Source organism: Micromonospora sp. NPDC006431, from assembly GCF_042870725.1.
Taxonomy (GTDB): Bacteria; Actinomycetota; Actinomycetes; order Mycobacteriales; family Micromonosporaceae; genus Micromonospora.
The window spans coordinates 269,029-287,075 of the sequence record NZ_JBIAHQ010000008.1 but is presented as its reverse complement, the minus strand read 5'-3'; the positions used below and the strand labels follow the sequence as shown (position 1 = coordinate 287,075).

Annotated in this window: 15 protein-coding genes; 7 read left to right on the top strand and 8 right to left on the bottom strand. The window is 73.2% G+C overall.

Annotation, left to right across the window (positions count from 1 at the left end; translation table 11 throughout):
- The first annotated feature begins 74 nt into the window (after positions 1–74).
- From ACFYM6_RS17020 to ACFYM6_RS17010, 3 genes are all read left to right on the top strand, one after another.
- Positions 75–2,132: a M6 family metalloprotease domain-containing protein gene (locus ACFYM6_RS17020; RefSeq protein WP_387276429.1), complete on the top strand. Its 2,058-nt coding sequence runs from the start codon at positions 75–77 to the stop codon at positions 2,130–2,132.
- 67 nt (positions 2,133–2,199) lie between these two features.
- Entirely contained in the window at positions 2,200–2,631 is a 432-nt protein-coding gene (locus ACFYM6_RS17015) for a hypothetical protein (RefSeq protein WP_387276427.1), read from the top strand.
- Positions 2,628–3,227 carry a TlpA family protein disulfide reductase gene (locus tag ACFYM6_RS17010; RefSeq protein ID WP_387276425.1) on the top strand — a complete coding sequence of 200 codons (600 nt, stop codon included), beginning with the start codon at positions 2,628–2,630 and terminating at the stop codon, positions 3,225–3,227. The genes ACFYM6_RS17015 and ACFYM6_RS17010 overlap by 4 nt, the downstream gene beginning before the upstream one ends.
- 15 nt (positions 3,228–3,242) lie before the next feature.
- Here ACFYM6_RS17010 and ACFYM6_RS17005 read toward each other — a convergent pair whose 3' ends face one another.
- The 5 genes from ACFYM6_RS17005 to ACFYM6_RS16985 form a co-directional block, all read right to left on the bottom strand.
- Positions 3,243–3,911, bottom strand: coding sequence for an HAD family hydrolase (locus ACFYM6_RS17005; RefSeq protein ID WP_387276423.1), 669 nt, complete (start codon positions 3,909–3,911; stop codon positions 3,243–3,245).
- 27 nt (positions 3,912–3,938) lie between these two features.
- A complete protein-coding gene (locus tag ACFYM6_RS17000) occupies positions 3,939–4,538 on the bottom strand; it encodes a YdeI family protein (RefSeq protein ID WP_387276421.1) in 600 nt (199 codons plus the stop codon).
- Positions 4,535–6,790 (bottom strand): transglycosylase domain-containing protein, encoded by a 2,256-nt coding sequence (locus ACFYM6_RS16995; RefSeq protein WP_387276419.1) that lies wholly within the window; start codon positions 6,788–6,790, stop codon positions 4,535–4,537. The genes ACFYM6_RS17000 and ACFYM6_RS16995 overlap by 4 nt, the downstream gene beginning before the upstream one ends.
- Positions 6,791–7,096: 306 nt before the next feature.
- Entirely contained in the window at positions 7,097–7,777 is a 681-nt protein-coding gene (locus tag ACFYM6_RS16990; RefSeq protein ID WP_387276417.1) for a hypothetical protein, read from the bottom strand.
- A gap of 149 nt (positions 7,778–7,926) precedes the next feature.
- A complete protein-coding gene (locus tag ACFYM6_RS16985; RefSeq protein WP_387276415.1) occupies positions 7,927–9,201 on the bottom strand; it encodes a hypothetical protein in 1,275 nt (424 codons plus the stop codon).
- Between the two features lie 153 nt (positions 9,202–9,354).
- Here ACFYM6_RS16985 and ACFYM6_RS16980 point away from each other — a divergent pair, with 153 nt between their 5' ends.
- The 4 genes from ACFYM6_RS16980 (at position 9,355) to ACFYM6_RS16965 (ending at position 13,205) form a co-directional block, all read left to right on the top strand.
- Complete coding sequence (locus tag ACFYM6_RS16980) at positions 9,355–10,290, top strand: diacylglycerol/lipid kinase family protein (protein WP_387276413.1); 936 nt, start codon at positions 9,355–9,357, stop codon at positions 10,288–10,290.
- Positions 10,291–10,332: 42 nt separating this feature from the next.
- A complete protein-coding gene (locus ACFYM6_RS16975) occupies positions 10,333–11,136 on the top strand; it encodes a nucleotidyltransferase domain-containing protein (protein ID WP_387276411.1) in 804 nt (267 codons plus the stop codon).
- 54 nt (positions 11,137–11,190) lie between these two features.
- Positions 11,191–12,294, top strand: coding sequence for a hypothetical protein (locus ACFYM6_RS16970; protein WP_387276409.1), 1,104 nt, complete (start codon positions 11,191–11,193; stop codon positions 12,292–12,294).
- Between the two features lie 98 nt (positions 12,295–12,392).
- Positions 12,393–13,205 (top strand): SAM-dependent methyltransferase, encoded by an 813-nt coding sequence (locus ACFYM6_RS16965; RefSeq protein ID WP_387276407.1) that lies wholly within the window; start codon positions 12,393–12,395, stop codon positions 13,203–13,205.
- 48 nt (positions 13,206–13,253) lie between these two features.
- Here the strand turns inward: ACFYM6_RS16965 and ACFYM6_RS16960 are convergent, their stop codons facing one another.
- The 3 genes from ACFYM6_RS16960 to ACFYM6_RS16950 form a co-directional block, all read right to left on the bottom strand.
- Positions 13,254–14,765 carry a hypothetical protein gene (locus tag ACFYM6_RS16960; RefSeq protein WP_387276405.1) on the bottom strand — a complete coding sequence of 504 codons (1,512 nt, stop codon included), beginning with the start codon at positions 14,763–14,765 and terminating at the stop codon, positions 13,254–13,256.
- 18 nt (positions 14,766–14,783) lie between these two features.
- A complete protein-coding gene (locus ACFYM6_RS16955; protein ID WP_387276403.1) occupies positions 14,784–15,647 on the bottom strand; it encodes a peptidoglycan-binding protein in 864 nt (287 codons plus the stop codon).
- A 591-nt stretch (positions 15,648–16,238) separates the two neighbouring features.
- Positions 16,239–18,038, bottom strand: a complete 1,800-nt coding sequence (locus tag ACFYM6_RS16950) for a hypothetical protein (RefSeq protein ID WP_387276401.1) — start codon at positions 18,036–18,038, stop codon at positions 16,239–16,241.
- Positions 18,039–18,047: the final 9 nt, after the last annotated feature.

The following is an 18,047-nucleotide window of genomic DNA, read 5'->3' as shown; positions in this document are numbered from 1 at the left end:
CTGACGCCGCCCGCGATCCGGAGCCGTCGCCCGATCGCCCCGCCGATTAAGCCCTCGACCTGAAAGGTGACCCGATGCACCTTCTACCCCCCAGGCGTGCGGTGTGGCGTTCGGTGCTGGCCGCCGCGGTCGCGTCCGTCGTGGTCGCGTCCGGCGCCACCGGGCCGGCCTCCGCCGCACCCGACGTGTCGCCGGACGGGCCAGGCCCGTTCCAGGCGATCGACGCACAGAACTGGCAGAACCCCGACACGATGACCTGGGACGACTTCGTCAAGGTGCCGAACAAGAAGTGGAACGACCCCGCCGTGCGCGGGTCGGTCCGAAACTTCAAGATCGCGCTGGTCACGCTCGACTACCCGGACCAGCCGTTCGTCGTCACCCAGCCGGCCAAGTCCTCGGTCTTCGGCAACCCCCAGGCGACCGCCTCGAACATTCCGCGCGACGGCGTCCCGCAGTTCTACAGCGACTTCCTGAACAAGCCGAACGAGCTGAACCGCGGACACACCCTGCACGAGTACTGGATGCAGGACTCCAACGGCCGCTACGGCGTCGACCTCACCGGCTTCGGGCCGTACAAGATGCCGTCGAAGTCGTACCAGTACGGCATCGACAACGGCTTCAACCCCGGCGCCTGCCCGTCGGGGGACACGTGCGCCAAGAACATCCGCACCGACGGGCTGGGCGCCTGGCGCGCGGCGGTCGGTGACGAGGTGGCCAACAGCTACGAGCTGGTCTTCATCCTCTCCGCCGGTCAGGACGAGTCCTCGACCTGGCAGGAGTTCGGCCAGATGATGTTCCAGACCAAGGAGGACGTGCCGGACGCGTGGGGCCCGCCGGACCCCAACCTGCCCAACTACGCCAAGACCCGGTACGTCGACTGGACGTCCTGGAAGGCGGCCGCCACCATCTGGCCGAACGCCGGCGGTGGCTCGTCGACCCAGGCGGAGAGCTCGGGCATGGGCACGTACGCGCACGAGCTGAGCCACCTGCTGAGCATCGGCGACAACTACAACAACCCGTACGGCGTTCCGTTGCGCCGCGCGTACACCGGCATCTGGAGCATGATGTCGCGCGGCTCCTTCAACGGTCCGGGCGGTCCGCACACCCGCTGGCAGATTCCGCCGGTCAACGGCGGCTCGATGGGGTCGCTGCACACGCTGCGGGACAAGCTGAAGATCGGGCTGCTCGGTGAGGAGCACGCGCTGCGGCTGTCCCGGGAGGGGCTCGCCTCCTCCGGCCTGGTCGTCGCCGACGTCACCGCCCGCGCGGTGGACGCTGGCGAGGGCGGCCTGACCGGCATCAACATCGCCATGAACCAGGACCGCTCGCCAACGTGCAGCACCACGACCGACCCACTCTGCGACGGCGGCCGCTACAACAACTACACCGTCGAGGTCGTCCAGCGGATGGGTGCGGACTCGTTCACCCCGGACAACGGCGTGCTGATCAGCAAGACCAAGAACACCGACAGCGCGCCGTTCGTGTGGGTCGTCGACGCCAACCCGCAGGACATCGACATGGTGGACTTCTACCAGCCGAACGGCACCCCGCAGAAGATCACCATGGGCGACTACCGGCAGCTGTCCGACGCGCTGTTCCACGCCGGCGCCAACTCCGGCAGCGAGTACGAGTACGTGGACGAGGCCAACCGGCTGCACTTCTACGTGCTCAACCTCCGCCGGAACGCCGACGGGGTGCTGTCGTACACGGTGGCGGTCCAGTCGCTGGACGGCGCCGGCCCGAGCGAGCACGGCGTGGCCCTGTCCAAGGGCTCCCTGATCACCCGGAGCAAGCCGACCGACAAGGGCGCGTTCTGCACGTTCGACCTGACCAACACGGGCAAGTACGTGGCCGGCGAGCAGCAGCACCCGGAGGACGCCAGCGAGTACCTGCAGTCGGACGTGTACCGTCTCTCGGCGAGCGTGCCCGGCAAGGGCTGGCAGGTGGAGCTGCCGAACGAGCTGGCCACGGCCAAGTTCGGCGCCACCACCGGGGTCAACGTCTCGGTCGGCGCCACCGCCGACGCGGCCGCGACCACCCTGGTGACGCTCACCGCCACGTCGGTGAGTGACCCGAGCAAGACCGTGACCAGCCAGTGCCGGGTCGAACGACCCCGGGCGCTGATCAGCTGACCCACGAACGGCCCGGGGCGGTGGGCGTGTCCCGCCGCCCCGGGCCCCCCGACCGTCTGGAGGACAGATGCGGCGCCTGCTGGCAGCGCTGTTGCTGCCGTCGCTGCTCACCGGCGCAGTGGCCGGGTGCGGCGAGGCTGAGGAGGCCCGATCGGCGATGACCCTGCGGGTGCTGGTGCGGGACATCAACATCCGGCCGGTGGGCGTGGAGTGCGCGGGCACCGGCCCCTACACCCACTTCCACAACCGGGCGCCGTTCCAGGTGATCGACGCCGCCGGGCGGACACTGGCCGAGGGCTCCCTGTCGTCCGGCACGTCCGTGGCCACGTTCGAGGAGGACCTGGAAGTGGAGCGCGTCCCGACGTACTGCGAGTTCTCGGTGCCGGTCGACCTGGCCGCCCGGGACGCCTACCGGCTCGTCGTCGACGGCCGTCCCCCGGTCGATCTCACCCGGAACACCAGCGAGGGACCGGCGCTGGTCGCCGTGGTGCCCTCGTGACCCGCACGTACGCCGTCCGGCTGGCGGCCGTCGCGCTGGCGTTCGGGGTGGTGCTGTCCTCGGCCGCCTGCTCCGGCGGCGACGAGGCGCCGGCGCGCACCGAGCCGGTTGCCGGTGGGGCGGCGGCGCTGCCCGGCCCGGTGCCGGCGGGTCTGGCACTGCGCCCGGTCCCGTCCGGTGTGCCGGGCGCCCCGGCCGTCACCGGCCGGCTCACCGACGGCAGCCGGCTCGCCTTCGCCGACCTGTGGGCCGACCGCCCGGTCGTGCTGGTCTTCTTCAGCTCGTGGTGCAGCCTCTGCGCGCAGCGGCAGGACGCCCTGAGCGAGCTGGCCCGCACCCACCGGGACAAGGTCGTCTTCGTCGGGGTGGCCACCGAGGACAAACCGGAGGACCTGCAGCGCTACCTGCGGGAGCACCGGGTGGAGTATCCGGTCGTGGTCGACGACGACGGCGCGATCTGGCGGTCGTACGCGGTCCGCGAGCCGCCGACCGTGGTGGTGGTCGCGAAGGGCGGTGCGCTGCTGCGGGGTTGGCCGGGCGGCGTGGACGGGCCTGCCCTCGACGGCAAGCTGCGCGAGCTGGTGCTGGCCCCCTGACCCGGGGGCCCGTGCTCAGGGGCGTCGCGCCGCGAGCCGCGCCACGGCGTCCACCACCTCAGGGAACGCCTCGATGAACAGGTCGACGTGGCGTGGCTCAAAATCCTCGCGCCGCCGTACGCCGCTCTGCAGGCAGCCGACGAAGGACAGTCCCGCCTTCCCGGCGGCCTCGGCGTCACCCGGCGAGTCGCCCACGTACACGCACTCGTGCGGGGCGAGCCCGGTGCGGGCGAGCAGCTCGTCGAAGGCTCGGGGATCGGGTTTGCGGTACCGGGTGTTGCCGGCGTGGAAGACGGCGCTGACCCGCTCGGCCAGGACGTGGTCCGGCGCGAGCAGGTGCGCCATCTCCGACTCGGTCCGCGAGGTCAGCAGCATCACCGTCCGCCCCGCCGCCACCAGCCGGTCCAACGCGCGCAGGTTCTCCGCCGGGATCACGTCGAGCCGGCCGGCCGCGACGTAGCGGCGCAGCACACCCGCGTACGCCGCCGCGAACTGGTCAAGGTCCACGCCGGGTGAGCGCTGCCGCATCGCCTCCAGCAGCGGCTGCCCCCAGGTCGCCAGGTGCACGGCGCGCGGCATCGGTGCGCGACCGATCCGGCTCAGCACCTCGTTCTCGAGCTCGAAGCACGCCGCCTCGGTGAGGCACAGCGTGTCGTCCACGTCGACCACGACAGCCCGGATCACCCGACCAGGGTAGAGCGGAGGGGTCCGCTATTCGGCGAGTGTCCGGCGCTGCGGGTAGACGGTCTCGCCCCGGGCCAGCATGGCGACGAACTGGGCGATGCGGCGTTCGCGGGTGTCGGCGCGTTTGGCGCCGGCGAGGCGGTAGAGGATGGCGTACCGGTTCTGGGCGGTGAGGATTTCGAACATCGCCTGGGCCCGGGGCTCCGTGGCCAGCGCGGCGGCGAGGTCGGAAGGGACCTCCGCGGTGGCCGGCCCCGGGTACGCGGCGTCCCAGCGGCCGTCGGCCTTGGCGCGGTCCACCTCGGCGATCCCGGCCGGGTGCATCCGCCCCTCGGCCAGCAGCCGGGCCACGATGCCGACGTTTCGGGCCGACCATGAGCTACGCGCCCGCCGCGGGGTGAACCGCTGCCGGTAGGTGCTCTCGTCGCGCCCCTTGACCTGGCCGTCGATCCAGCCGTGGCAGAGCGCCTCCTCGAGCGCCTGGTCGTAGCTGAGGGTGGTCGGTCGCTGGCTGCCACGCTTGGCCAGCACCAGCCACACCCCAGCGGGGTCGGCGTGGTGTTCGCCGAGCCACCGCCGCCAGGCGGCGGCATCCGGGACGATCAACTCCGGCAGCTCACCCGTCACGCGGTACCTCCCGGTTTTCGGCTCTTCGACGGCGACAGGGTGGGCAGCGGGGGCAGCGACGGCGACCCCGTCGGATCCGGTGTCGGCGGCTCGGTCGGGCTGGGGCTGGCGTCCGAGGGCGTCGCGCTCGGCGTCGGGCGCGCCGTCGGCCGGGGCGCGGAGGTGGTCGGCGCCGGCTGCGCCGGGCCGGTGGTCGACGGGGCGTCGTCCGGGAACTTCGGGTCGTCGAACCGGTACTTGTCCGGGTCGAGCTTGAGGGACGCGGTCGCCTGTGCCATGAACTGCCGCCAGACCGGCCCGGGGCCGCTGGAGCCGTACACCTCGTAGCTGCCATCCTTCGTCCGCAGCGGCTTGCCGTCGGTGGTGCCGAGCCAGACGGCGGCCGCGAGGGCCCCGGTCCAGCCGACCATCCAGGTGTGCACGTTCTGCGTGGTGCTCTGCCCGGCCTGCCAGGTGCCGGTCTTGCCGGCGGAGTCCCAACCGTTGTCCAACTTGGCCGCCTTGACCCGGCGCAACGTCCAGTCGAGTTGGTTGAGCGCCTCCTCGTCCAGCCCGAGGTCCGTCGTCCTCAGCTGCTCGCTGTAGATCTTGTCCTCGCCCTTGGTCACCGACCGGACGAAGTGCGCCTCGGCGCGCTTGCCCCCGGCCGCGAAGGTGGCCATCCCGTTGGCGTGGTCCTGCACCGTGATGCCGTACTGGCCGATGCCAACCTCGGTGGAGAAGCGCTTCGCGACCTCGTCGGTCGGCTCGTCGCGCAGGTCCACCCGCTGCGGTTGCGGCTTGCCCTTCACCGTCTCCCACATCGAGTCGACGCCGGCGCGCTTGGCCATGTCCATGACCTTCGCGATGCCCAGCTTCTCGGTCAGCTCGAAGTAGGTGACGTTCAGCGACGCGACGGTGGCCTCCCAGAGGGCGCAGTTCGGCTGGCAGGGCGCGTGCTCGGCGTTGCGGATCGGGCCGGCTGGGCTGTCCTTGGTCCGTCCCGACTCGGGGAACTCCTTGGTGTCCGGCGAGTCGAAGTGCCGCTTCACGGAGATCTTGTTCTCGACGGCGGCAGCCAGGTCGTACACCTTGAACGACGAGCCCGGCGGGTGCTGGCCGAAGCCCCGCGCCTGCCCCTTCTCGTCGTAGTACCAGCCGGCGTAGTCGGCGCCGCCGGAGCCTCCGTTGCCGCCGTAGTAGCCGAGCACCCGGCCGCTGCCCGGCTCCACCGCGACGAGCGCGGCCTGCCAGTTCTTCGGCTGGTCGCGGACCGCCTCCGGGGCGGTGCCGCGGCGGATGTCGGCGGCCGCCTCGGCGGCGTCCTGGACCCGCTTGTCGATGGTGGTGACGATCTTGTAGCCGCCGTCGCGGATGACCTCGTCGCTCTTGCCCCGGAACTGCTCGGTCTGGCGCAACTCGCTGAGCACGTGCTCGACCACCAGGCCGGTCGGCCGGTCCAGCCCGGACTGGCCGGCGTTCGGGTCGATCGGCTTCACGTCGTCCGGGTACGCCAGGTTCGCCGCGTCCTCCCGGGTCAGGTAGCCGAGCTTCACCATGCCGTCGCGGATGTAGCTCCACCGGTCCATCGAGTTCTGCCGGGCCTTCGCGTTGCGCCGCGGGTCGTAGCCGGGGGAGCCCTCGGGGTCGTTCGGGTCCGCCTCGGGTTGCTTCACCATCGCGCAGAGCACCATCGCCTCCGCCTGAGTGAGCTGCTGGGAGGCCGGCGCGTCCCGGCGCACCGTCTTGCCGAAGTAGGTCTGCGCGGCCGCCTCGATCCCGTACGCGCCCCGGCCGAACGGGACGGTGTTCAGGTAGAAGCCGAGGATCTCCTCCTTGCTGTACTTGTCGTCCAGCTTCCAGGCGATGACCGCCTCGCGCAGCTTCCTCGAGTAGGTGACCCCACGCAGGTCCGCGGCGACGCGGGCGTACTGCTGGGTGATGGTGGAGGCGCCCTGCCGCTGCCCGCCGGTGAGGTTCGACCAGGCGGCCCGGAGCACGCCGCTGAAGTCGATGCCCTTGTTGGTCCAGAACGTGCGGTCCTCGGCCGCCACGATGGCCTGCTTGGCCGAGTCGTTCATCTGGTCGTACGGGACGATGGTGCGGTTCTCCGCGCCCAGCTTGGCCATCGGCGTGCGGCCGTCCGCGTAGTAGACGGTGGTGGACTCCGGGAGTTTGAGGTCGGTGGGCGTGGGCACGCTGTCGAAGTAGTAGCCGCCGGCCATCAGGCCGGAGCCGGCCAGCAGCGCGAAGACCGCCAGGAAGATCAGCATGCGCCGGCGCCGACGCGGCCGCCCCGGGCTCGGGGCGGTGGCACCGCCTGCGTTGCCGTTGTCACCGGTTGGAAGCATCCGCACCCGATACCCTCCGACTGCTCGGCCGAATCGTGTCCCTGCCTCGGCCCGCCAGGCTAGCGGACCTGTGCTGACCCCGCCGGCAGTCGCCGTCGGCGGGTGTGACATCGATCGCTGAGGAACGGCTCGGTTACCCGGCGTGGCCACGGTGACGTCACCGAACGCCGCCGCGACGGTGACCGGGCCGGAGGGGCATGCCGGTCACCGTCGCGGATCCGGCCCTGCTCAGCGCAGCATCCACCCGTGTACCGGGCCGTTACGTGGCAGGGCGAGTGGGCGCCGCGCCGGCGTGCGGGCGTTGCGGCTGGCCCGGCCGCTCCAGAACGGCGGCAACCGCCACATCGAGTGCATGGTCGTGTGGCCGTCGAGCGGGAAGGCGTCCCGGTGGCGGTATCCGTGCCGCCCGAACAATTCACGGTCGTCGTCGGTGACGACGTCCGCGTACGTCGGCAGGCTCAGCGTGTCCATCCAGCGCTGCGCCGCGCTGAGGACGGCCGCGGCGCGACGCGACTCCGCCGGGCCCGGCGCGGCCAGCAGGGCCAGATGGTTGTGCGGCTCGGTGGGCCGGTGCGCCGCGAGGTTCCGGCCGAGCAGGAGGAAGCGGTCCGCGTGCGCACCGCACGCGTCGGCGAGCCGGTCGGCGTACCGGGCCGGGGGCGGGATCGGCCGGTAGCGGTGGAACCAGACGGTAGCGGCCGTGCGGTCCGGGAGCAGGAACGCGTCGCCGAAGAGCAGCGCGTGTTCGGTCCAGATCCGGGCCACGGCGGTGAGGATGGTCGGCCGGCGCCGCTCGTCGGGGACGAGCCAGGCGCCGAGGTTGGTGGGCGCGAGGGCCTCGGTGACGAGATCGGCGATCCGGCCGATGTCGCACCACCGGGCCCGGACGACGGGCATGGTCACGTTCATGGGTAACTCCTGGTCACCATCGTGATCGGGTACGTCGATTGGGAGTGCCGGCGTCGTCGCGGGCCGGCACGGGCCACCAGGGGCCGGCAAGGCATACGGGTACGCGGAGGTCGCCGGTGCCGCGCGGACGGCACGGAGCGGCCCGCCGGTCAGGCGGGCCGGGTGCCCGGGCGGGGCGAGCGGGAGGGGAGAGCGTCGCCACCGGTCGGGTGGCAGCGGCGCCCGGCCAGGCCGGGCGGGGTCCATACCGACGTGGGGGCGTCGGCCGGGCTGCCGTGGACGGTGCCGGACGAGCCGGATCCGCTGGTGCCGGGGGTGGGCGTGGCTGGCGCGGAGTCCGCGTCCGGTCCGGGCGGGCGCGGCGCGTCCAACGCGGCGAGGCGCGGCAGGGACGAGAGCTGTGTCGTGGTGTGCCGGTCCGTCGGGGCGCTGGTGGGTGCGGGTGCCGAGGCAGGTCTGGCTGGGGCGGCGAACGGCCCGGCGACCGGCCCGGCGACCGGCCCGGCGACCGGCCCGGCGACCGGCCCGGCGACCGGCCCGGCGACCGGCCCGGCGACCGGCCCGGTTGTCGGCCCGACGCCGCCTGCGCCGGCGCCCGGCATCGGGTCGCCGACCGGGCCGCCCGGCGGCGTCGTCGCGGGTGGTGCCGTTGGTGGCGGATCCACGAGGTCGGTCACCGGTTCAAGGACCTCGAGTACGGGATCCAGCGGCTCGAGCACCGGATCCAGCCCTTGCCAGATGGGCGAGAGAACCGGGGCGAGTGGCTCGGTCACCGGACGGAGGGCGTCGGTCACCGGGGTGAGCACGCCGGCCCGCACGGGGTCGGTGACCGGCTTTAGCGTTTCGGCGACCGGGGTGAGCACCCCGACCCGCACGGGGTCGGTGACCGGCCGTAGCGCGTCGGCCACCGGGGTGAGCACCCCCGTCCGGACCGGGTCGGTGACCGCGCCCAGGGCGTCACCCACGGGTGTCAGCACGTCCTCGCCGAGCTGCCCGGTGGTCGGGCGGGGCGCCTCGGCGGGCTTCGGCGCGCCTGCCGGTGCGGGTGGCTCCACCTGGCGGGCCGGCGGGGCGGACACCCGGCCCGGTCGGGCCGAAGCCCCGGCCGGGGCCGGGTGGCTGGGCGCCGTCCGGGTCGGCGGCGGCACCGGACGGGAGGCAGGTGCCGCCGGCGGGGCGGGTGGGGCCGCGACATCGGTCGGCGCTTCTGGTGCAGGTGGGGGTGTCACCGCTGCGAGGACCGGGCGGAGGACGCCGGTGAGCAGGTCGACGGCGGTGCCCACCGGCGCGGCGGGCGGCCGGTCGGCGGCGTAGGCGGCCGCGGTGATGGCGGCCTCGTGGGCGCCCCAGGCCGCGACGACTCCGCCGAGCAGGAGCCCGAGGCGCAGCGCGACGCGCGTCCACCGCCCGCCTCGTCGACTCATCCCAGCGCCCCTCCGACCTCGGCCATCGCCAGCGATCAACGCCCGTACTCTACCGAACGCGGTCGATCGATCACAGCCTGCGGCTGATCGGAATCGGGCGCGTCGTACCGCGGTGAGGCGTGGACGCTCCGGCCGTTGGGTACCTCCGTGGCCATGAGCACGCGCACCGCTGACCGCCCCGGCATCGAACCGGCCACCCAGGTGGCCGGCGTCGTCGCGGTCGTCGCCCACCGCAAGAAGACCCTCGGCGGCGGCCTGGACGAGCTGCGGACCCGCCTGGTCGCCGCCGGAGTCGGCCGGCTGATCTGGTACGAGGTGCCGAAGAGCCGCAAGGCGCCGAAGAAGATCCGCAAGGCGCTCGACCAGAGCGCCGAACTGATCCTGGTGTGGGGCGGCGACGGGATGGTGCAGCGCTGCGCCGACACCCTGGCCGGTACGGACGTGCCGATGGGCATCCTGCCGGCCGGCACCGCCAACCTCTTCGCCGGCAATTTGGGCATCCCCACCGACCTGTCCGAGGCGCTCCGAACCGCCCTGCACGGCCCACGGCGCAAGCTCGACCTGGGCCGGCTCAACGGCGAGCACTTCGCGGTGATGGCCGGGGCGGGCTTCGACGGCGACCTGATCCGCGACGCCGACCGCAAGCTCAAGGGCCGGCTGGGCCGGATCGCGTACGTCTGGACCGGCCTGCGGCACGTGCGCGGCGAGCTGATCCACACCCGGATCCGGGTGGACGGCGCCGACTGGTTCGACGGCGAGGCCAGCTGCGTGCTCTTCGGCAACGTCGGCACCATCACCGGCGGCATCCCCGCCTTCGACGACGCCCGCCCCGACGACGGCGCCCTGGAGATCGGCGTCTCCACCGCCAGCGGCGCCGTCGACTGGGCGCGGACGCTGGGCCGGATGGCCGCCGGACGTTCCGCCGACTCACCCTTGGTCCGGATCACCCGCGGTCGCCAGGTCCGGGTGCGCTTCGCCGCGCCCAAGACGTACGAGCTGGACGGCAGCGCGCGGGGCACGACGCGGCGGCTGAAGGTGAAGGCGGTGCCCGGGGCGTTGACCGTCTGCTGCCCCGACCCGCCGCGCTGACCCGACCGGCCCACCCCGGAACGGGCCGGGCAGGATGCGGGCATGAACGACGACGTACGCGGATACCTCGCCGAACTGGTGGACCGGGCCCGGGCGGCGCTCGGCGACAATCTGGTCGGCGCGTACGCGGCCGGCTCGGTGGGGCTGGGCGCGTACCAGCCGGGGCGCAGCGACGTGGACGTGGCGCTGGTGGTGGCCCGCCCGCTCGACGGCGCGGCGAAGCGGGCGCTGGTGGACCGGCTGCGACACGAGGCCCTGCCCTGTCCGGCGCGCGGCCTGGAACTGGTCGCCTACCGGCGGGACGTCGCCGCCTCCGGCACCCCCGAGCCGGGGTTCGAGGTCGAACTCAACACCGGCCAGACCATGCCGTTCCGCGCCACGTACGACCCGGCGGACCGGCCCGCCGCGGACGGGCGGTTCTGGTACGCCCTCGACCGCAGCATCCTGCGCCAGTCCGGGCTGAGTCTGGCCGGCCCGCCCGCGGCCGACGTGTTCGCCGATCCCACGCCGCAGGACCTGCGCCGGCTGCTGGTCGCGGCGCTGACCTGGTGGCTGGCGCTGCCGACCCCGCCCGGGGACGGTCCGGCCCCCGGTGCGGAGGATGCCGTGCTCGGCGCCTGCCGCTCCCTGGTCCGCTGCCGCGAGGGCGTCTGGCTCGCCAAGGCGGACGCCGGGCGGCGGCTCGCCGCGGGCCCGGTCCGGCCCGGACCCGGTCGGGTCGGCCGCGAGGACGCCGACCTGATCGGGCGGTCGATCGAGGCCCGCCGGGGCGGACCGCCGCCGAGCGGCCCCGAGGCCCGCGCCTTCCAGCGCCGCGTCCTCGACGAGATCGCCGCTACGCATTGACGGAGCTCGACCCCCTACTGTAAACAAGGTGTACCGCTGAGTCGGGGAGGCCGCATGCGACGCTCGGTACCGCTGGCCACGCTCCTGCTCGCGCTCGCCAACGCCGCGCCCGCCGCCGCCGCGCCGCCACCCCGGCCGGCGCCCGCACCCGCCGCGGCCACCCCGATCCAGGTCTACGGCGCCTGGCACTGCGGCAACGACTACTGCACCTGGGGCACGGCCCGCACGGTCGCCGAGTTCGACAGCCAGAACCACTGGCTGATCGACCGGGGCGACGGCCGCCCGTCGGTCAACCTGGTGGTGCTCAGCTTCGTCAACCCGCTCGACCTGCTGCACCAGAGCACCGACACCACCACCCTCGACGGCGTCCCGCGCGGCATGACCCCCGAGCTCGTCGGCTGGTTCACCGCGCACGGCGTGCGGGTGATGCTCTCCGTCGGCGGCATCACCTACACCGACGACTGGAACGCCGCCCTCGCTGAGAACCCCACCCTGCTCGGCCAGCGGGCCGCCACGGTCGCCACCCGGCTCGGCGTCGGCATCGAGATCGACTACGAGCAGAACAGCGGCCCCAACCTCGCCGGCCTCCAGTCCTTCATCGACGCCTACCGGGCGGTCCACCCGTACGACGCCAGTGGCGCCCGGCCCGAGGCCCGGCTCACCATCGACGTGGCGGCCGGCGACCGGTGGTTGATCGAACTGAACCGCAAGGCCACCGCCGACTGGCTGCGCACCGACGCCCCGGTCCTCGACTACGCCAACGCCATGGTGCCGGCCCGGCCCGCCTCCGCCAGCACCTCGCAGGCGAGCTGGCAGGAGCACGTCGACGGGAAGCCGCAGTACAGCCCACCGGTGCCGCCGCTGGCCCCGGCCAAGTTCACCGGCGGCGTCTACCTCGCCTACGGCGGCAAGCCGCTGCCCGAGTGCGTCGACTACGCCACCTCGGTGCAGCGCACCGCCGCCCCGTACGTGCAGAGCGTCGCCCCGCACGGCGCCGGCGCCACCCCGGGCATGCTGGGCTTCATGTTCTGGGCGGCTGAACGCCCCGCCACGCGGGGCATCGGCACGGTGCCGCCGAACACCTGCGAGCGCGGCGCCGGCGCCGGGGCGACGGCGTTGGCCGTCCCCGTGCCGATGCCGCCCCTGCGGCAGAGCTGACCCGGCGGCGCCCACCGGTCACCCCGACCATGCGGCGTTGCCGCAGGTCCCCTGTGGCACCTAGGCTGTGCGCGACCGTCAGACACAAAGGAGCGTCGGTGACCGAGAAGCCGCTTACCGCCCCGGCCCGCGCCGACGCGCTGGACACCAGCGTCCCGCACTCGGCCCGCCTGTGGAACTACCTCCTCGGCGGCAAGGACAACTTCGCGGCCGACCGGCAGGCCGCCGAGCAGGTCCTCACGTTCATGCCGGAGCTCGTCCAGTCGGCCCGGTTCAACCGGGAGTTCCTCGGCCGTGCGGTCCGCCACCTCGCCGGCGAGGCCGGTGTCCGGCAGTTCCTCGACATCGGCACCGGCCTGCCGACGGCCAACAACACCCACGAGGTCGCCCAGGCCACCGCGCCGGAGTCGCGCATCGTCTACGTCGACAACGACCCGATGGTGCTGGTGCACGCCCGCGCTCTGCTGACCAGCAGCCCCGAGGGCGCCACCGACTACATCGAGGCGGACCTGCGCGACCCGGAGCTGATCCTGGCCGAGGCCCGCCGGACGCTGGACTTCGACCAGCCGGTCGCCATCATGCTGCTCGGCATCGTCAACTTCATCGTCGACGACGAGGAGGCGATCCAGATCGTCCGGCGGCTGGTGGACGCCGTGCCGGCCGGCAGCTACCTGGTGCTGTCGCACCCGACCCGCGAAGTCAACGCGGAGGCGGTCGACCGGGCGCTGGCCATGTGGAACGAGGGCGGCGCCGCCAAGATGGCCGTCCGAACCCCGGCGGCGATCGGGCGGTACTTCGCCGGGCTCGAACTCCTCGACCCCGGCCTGGTCACCTGCTCCCGGTGGCGTCCGGACGGCAACGACACCACCCCCACCTCCGAATACTGCGCGGTGGGCCGCAAGAACGGCTGACCCGGCCGGCCGCCCGGGCGCGATGCCGGGGCGGCCGGGATCCGCGGATCAGTCCCGCACCCAGGTGAAGGTGACCCGGGCACCGGCCGGCAGCCGATCCAGGTCGTTCAGCTCCAGCACGCCGGTGACCGCGCCGAACAGCTTCGCCTTGCGCAGCCGGAGCTGCCCCTGCGGGAGTTGGTAGCGGTAGAGCCCGTTGGCGTCGGTGCGCTTGGCGTCCTGCACCGCGATCGTCCAGTCGCCGTCCTTCGCGTGCAGGCCCAGCTCCTTGCGCCAGGTCAGGCCGGAGCCCAGGGTCAGCACGAACTCCACCTCGTCGGCCGGCTTGGCGCCGGCCTCGATCCGGTAGTCGACCGCATCGTGGTCCCGGGTGATCAGCTGACCCGCCGGCAGCTCAGACCAGGCCGGCAGGTGGGAGGTGGGCAGCCGGTCACCCATCGGCAACTTGGCCAGCGCCCCGTCCGGCACCACCCCGACCCGGTCCCAGCGCAGCCCCAGCGCGGTGAACGTGGTGGGGTCCGGTACGTGATGCAGCGCCCCGCCGGACACCAGGTAGACGGGATCCTTGTGCTCCTCGCGGAGCACCGTGCCGTCGATCGGCACCGGGGCCAGGGCGCGCAGCGAGTCGCGCGGCACCACCCGGACGTCGGACCAGGTGAAGCCCAGCCGGGTCAGGGTGTCCGGGTCGGGGATGTGGAAGCCGTACCCGCCGTAGGTGACGTACACCTCGGGGCGGTCGATCTCGCGGAGCAGCAGCCGGTCACCGGGCCGGTCGGCGACGTACGCCGTCGAGCCGTCGGGCAGCTCGACCACCTCGGTCCAGCGCAGGCCCAGCCGGTCGAACTCCTGCGGGCTGGTCACCCAGAACTTCGCCCCGCCGTGCACCACGTAGATCCGCGGGTCCGAGCGGTCGCTGAGCAGCTTGCCCCCCGCGAGGTACCAGGGCACCCGGGGGGAGTAGCGCTCCACGAAGAAGCCCCGCCACTCGTCGCCGTTGCTCTGCCGCACCGCCCGGTCGGCCGGGTCGTACGCGGTCTTGAACTCCAGCACGTCCTCCCGCCGCCGGAAGCGGTTGTCCCAGATGAAGATCCGGGTGCGGGTGGCGTCCTGCTCGTAGCCGTACGCCACCACCTGGTGGTCGTTGCCGAAGCCGGCCGGGTCGCGGGACTGCACCAGCCCGAGCGGCTGCGGCAGTCCCTGGTCGAGCAGTTGCTTGAGCTTGGGGAACTGCTCCTCCCGGGTCATCCGGGCCACGCCGATCCCACGCAGCGTCGTCGGGTGGTCCGGGGTGCTCATGAACTGGGCGTACATCCCCCAGTTGTCCATGATGCTGGTGATCAGCCGGTCGTAGACGTAGTCGGCGACCGGGTTGCCGTCGGCCGGCAGCGCGCTGGCGTCGGGCACCGGGAGCCGCCGGTGCCAGTGGTCCAGCGCGGCGAACGCCATGCCGCCGCACCGGCCCTTGGTCTCGGTGATCGGCAGGCCGATGATCTTGATGTGGTTGACGAAGGCGTTGGTGAAGGCGAAGCCGTCCCGGGCCGGACGGAAGGACACGCGCATGAGAACTCCCGAGCCTGTTCAGTAGGTGACCCGGACGCCCATCTGCGCCCAGGTGAGCCGGCCGACGATGCCGTCGTCGGTGAGCCCGCGCATCCGCTGGTACCAGCGGACGCCCGCGTCGGTGCGCTCGTCGAAGTCGACGCCCGGCGGGCCGCAGCGGCGGGTGCCGACGAAGCGCTTGACGAAGGCGACGTCGTCGCCGGTGCTGCCCCGCCGCACGGTGCGGGCGCCGGGCGCGCGCCCGGGCTGCGGTGGGGGCGGCACGGTGGCCTTGCGTAGGGCGGCGAGGGTGGCCGGGCCGACGAGGCCGTCCACCGTGAGCGACCGGGCCTGCTGGAAGCTGCGGACCCAGGCGATGGTTCGGGGGCCGAACGCCCCGTCGACCGTGAGTCGGGCGCCGACCCGGTTGGCCAGCGTCTGCAACTCCCGTACGTCGCTGCCCTGGCACCCGGCGCGCAGCACCCGGTCGCCCAGCCGGGTCACCGCTGCGGTGGCGATCCCCCATGGCCGCTGGCTGTCCTCCAGCGCACGCTGGTGGCTGACGCTGACGTGCAGGTGTTTGTTGTGGGGGTTGGTGCCGGTGTAGCGCGCCGGGGCGAAGCTGCGGACGCGGCTCCAGATCACCCGGTTGTAGATCACGTACTGGCAGGACGGGTGGGTGATGCAGTGGCGGACCACGAGCAGCGGGTCGATACCGTCGACGTCCACGTCGATGGCATTGACCGAGCGGTCGTCACCGTCCGGGTTGTGGTCGGAGCGGGAGCCGCGCGCCTGGTGGGCGGCGTCGCCGATCCAGCCGTCGGAGCTGCGGTCCCGGTGCGGCCACCGGGTGTTGATCTCCTCGCGCAGCACCCGCAGGGTGGGTGCCAGATGAGCGCTCACGTCAGTGCTCCTCGTCCATGGCCAGGTCGTAGTCGACCTCGTCGCCGATCAGGGACTCCGGGTCGTCGTCCTCTTCGAAGACGGTCACCTGGTATTCCGGATCGACCGTGACGCTGTCCATTTCCGTGCCTCCGCTTTCCGTTAGGACCGGCGCGGGCGGCGTCCACGCCGGCGGGTCGCCGCTTTGCCGCGGACCGTCGGGGCTGGCCGGGCGAGGGCTGTGTCCACTGTCGAAAGCGCAGGTCAGCGCGGCAAGGCATGAGTCGGCTATCGGCAACGCGGCGATCCGAGCGGCGGCCGATCCGCGCCGATCGAGCAGCGCGGCCGCCGACCGGCGGGGCGGCGGCCGGGGATCGGGGGAGCCCCGGGCTCCGCCGGGCGGTGGTGCGCCGGCCCGATCGGCGCGGCGGCCCACCGGTTTGGTCGGGCCGCCCACGCCGCCCGCCGACACGGCCCGTCCCGTCGGCAGTGCGCGGAGCCGGGGCGGACCTGCTGCACCGGCTGCCGCAGACCGCGCCGTGCGCACGCCGCACCCACCTCGGCTCCGGGCTGCTCGCCGCGTCGCCGCCCAGGCCGCACCAGCCGGTGGGCTTATGCGGGCACCTCCACGGCCAGCGGCTCCAGGTCGGCGCGGACCGCCTTCACCTCCCAGTAGAAGGCGTGCGTGGCGGCCGACCCGTCGACGGTGCGGACCCGGAACCTGCCGTCGCGGACTCGGCCGGCGGCGAGCGGGGAGACCGGCTCGTCGTCCTCGAAGACCGGGGTGAGGTGGACGGTTCGGCCCTCGGCGCGGGTCAGCGCCTCGAAGTACGCGGGCAGCTCGACCGTGGCCGCGCCGTCGGTGAGCCGGCCCTCGCCGCGGTAGTAGACGCCGTTCTCCGGTCCTTCCAGCGCGGCGTGGATGAGCTGGCGGCGCTCGGTGGCGTCCGGCGGGTCCAGCGGGTGGTCGATGGCGAACTGCTTGGACTTGCCCTTGATGATGCCGCTGCCGGCGTTCAGGCTGATGGTGTAGCCGCTGGATTCGCTGAGGCCGAGGTAGATGGCGCCGGAGGAGAACAGGTCGAAGGTGCTGATGCCGCCGCCGCTCCACGAGGCCAGCGGCGGCGTCGCCGGACCGACCACCATCTTGCCGGTCACCCGCATGTCGCCACCGAAGGAGCTGCGGTTCTCCACCCAGAGACAGCCGCTGTCGTTGCCGGCAACCCCACCGAAGCCGACGTACACGCCGGCGGCGTTGAGCAGGTGCAGGCGTTCCGGACCGCCGATGTGCAGCCGGGTGCCGCCGTTGATCCAGCTCCAGTTGGGCAGGGTGAGGTTCCCGTTTACCCACGCGTTGCCCTGGACGGTCAGGTCCCCGTTGCCGGTGCCGTCCCTGAACACGGTGACGCCGCCGCTGGCCCGGACCGCGAAGTTGCCCTCGGCGGTCAGCGACAGGCCGCCGCGCCCGCGCAGGGCGCTCGCGCGCAGCTCCCGCACACCGAGGTCGGCGTACGGCTTGCTGCCCTCGGCGTAGCTGAGGTTCGGCCCGTCGGCGCTGCGGTCGACCAGCTCGAAGCCCTTGCCGGCACGGAACGACAGCTGGGCGTGCTGTATCCCCGGGCCCCAGAAGCCGAGCGCCGTGACCACCTGCCCGGCGCTCACCAGGCTGCCCTCCATGCTGCCCAGGTGCAGCATCCCGCCGCCGATGCGCAGCCGGTCGGCGCCGTACTGCTGGAACGCGATCAGGTCGTCGGGGTCGTTGTTGTTGGCGATCCGTAGGAGGGTGTTCTCCCCGCTGTACGGCCAGTAGCGGATGAACGCCTCGTCGCCCGAGCCGCCGCCCGGGTCGGTGGGGAAGGTGATGCCGGCCTGGGGCCCGGAGCCGACCGCGGGCACGATCGCGCCGACCGGCACCCGCAGCCCGGCGACCTGCCGGCCGGTGCCCTGCACGGTCACCGTGCCGCCGGTCCGGGTCACCTTGCCCAGCAAAACCGAGTGCGCGGCGTCGGTCGGGGCGGTGGCGCTGACCTTGACCAGCCCCTCCTCCGTCCACCGGGTCTCCCCGGCGGCCCCGCCCTCGTCGCGCGGGTCGGACAGGAACTCGTGGTACTCCACCCAGACGAAGAAGGTGCCGTCGCCGGGCAGCGTCGTGCGCCGGCTCTCCGGCAGCACGATAACGATGCCGTCGCTGTCGATCGCGACGCCCTGGCCGACGGTCACGTCGCTGCCGGTGGCGGTCAGCTCGAGGCCGCTGACCACCCCCATGGGTCGCAGCAGCCGGGCGGCCAGGTTCTGCCGGGCCAGCAGGTAGTCCAGCGCCTGGGTGAGGTCGTCGGCGCGCAGGTACTCGTAGTCGTAGTACCGGGGCCGCGCCATCGGCAGCGGCAGGTCCTTCTTCCAGATGATCGTCATGTGTTTCTC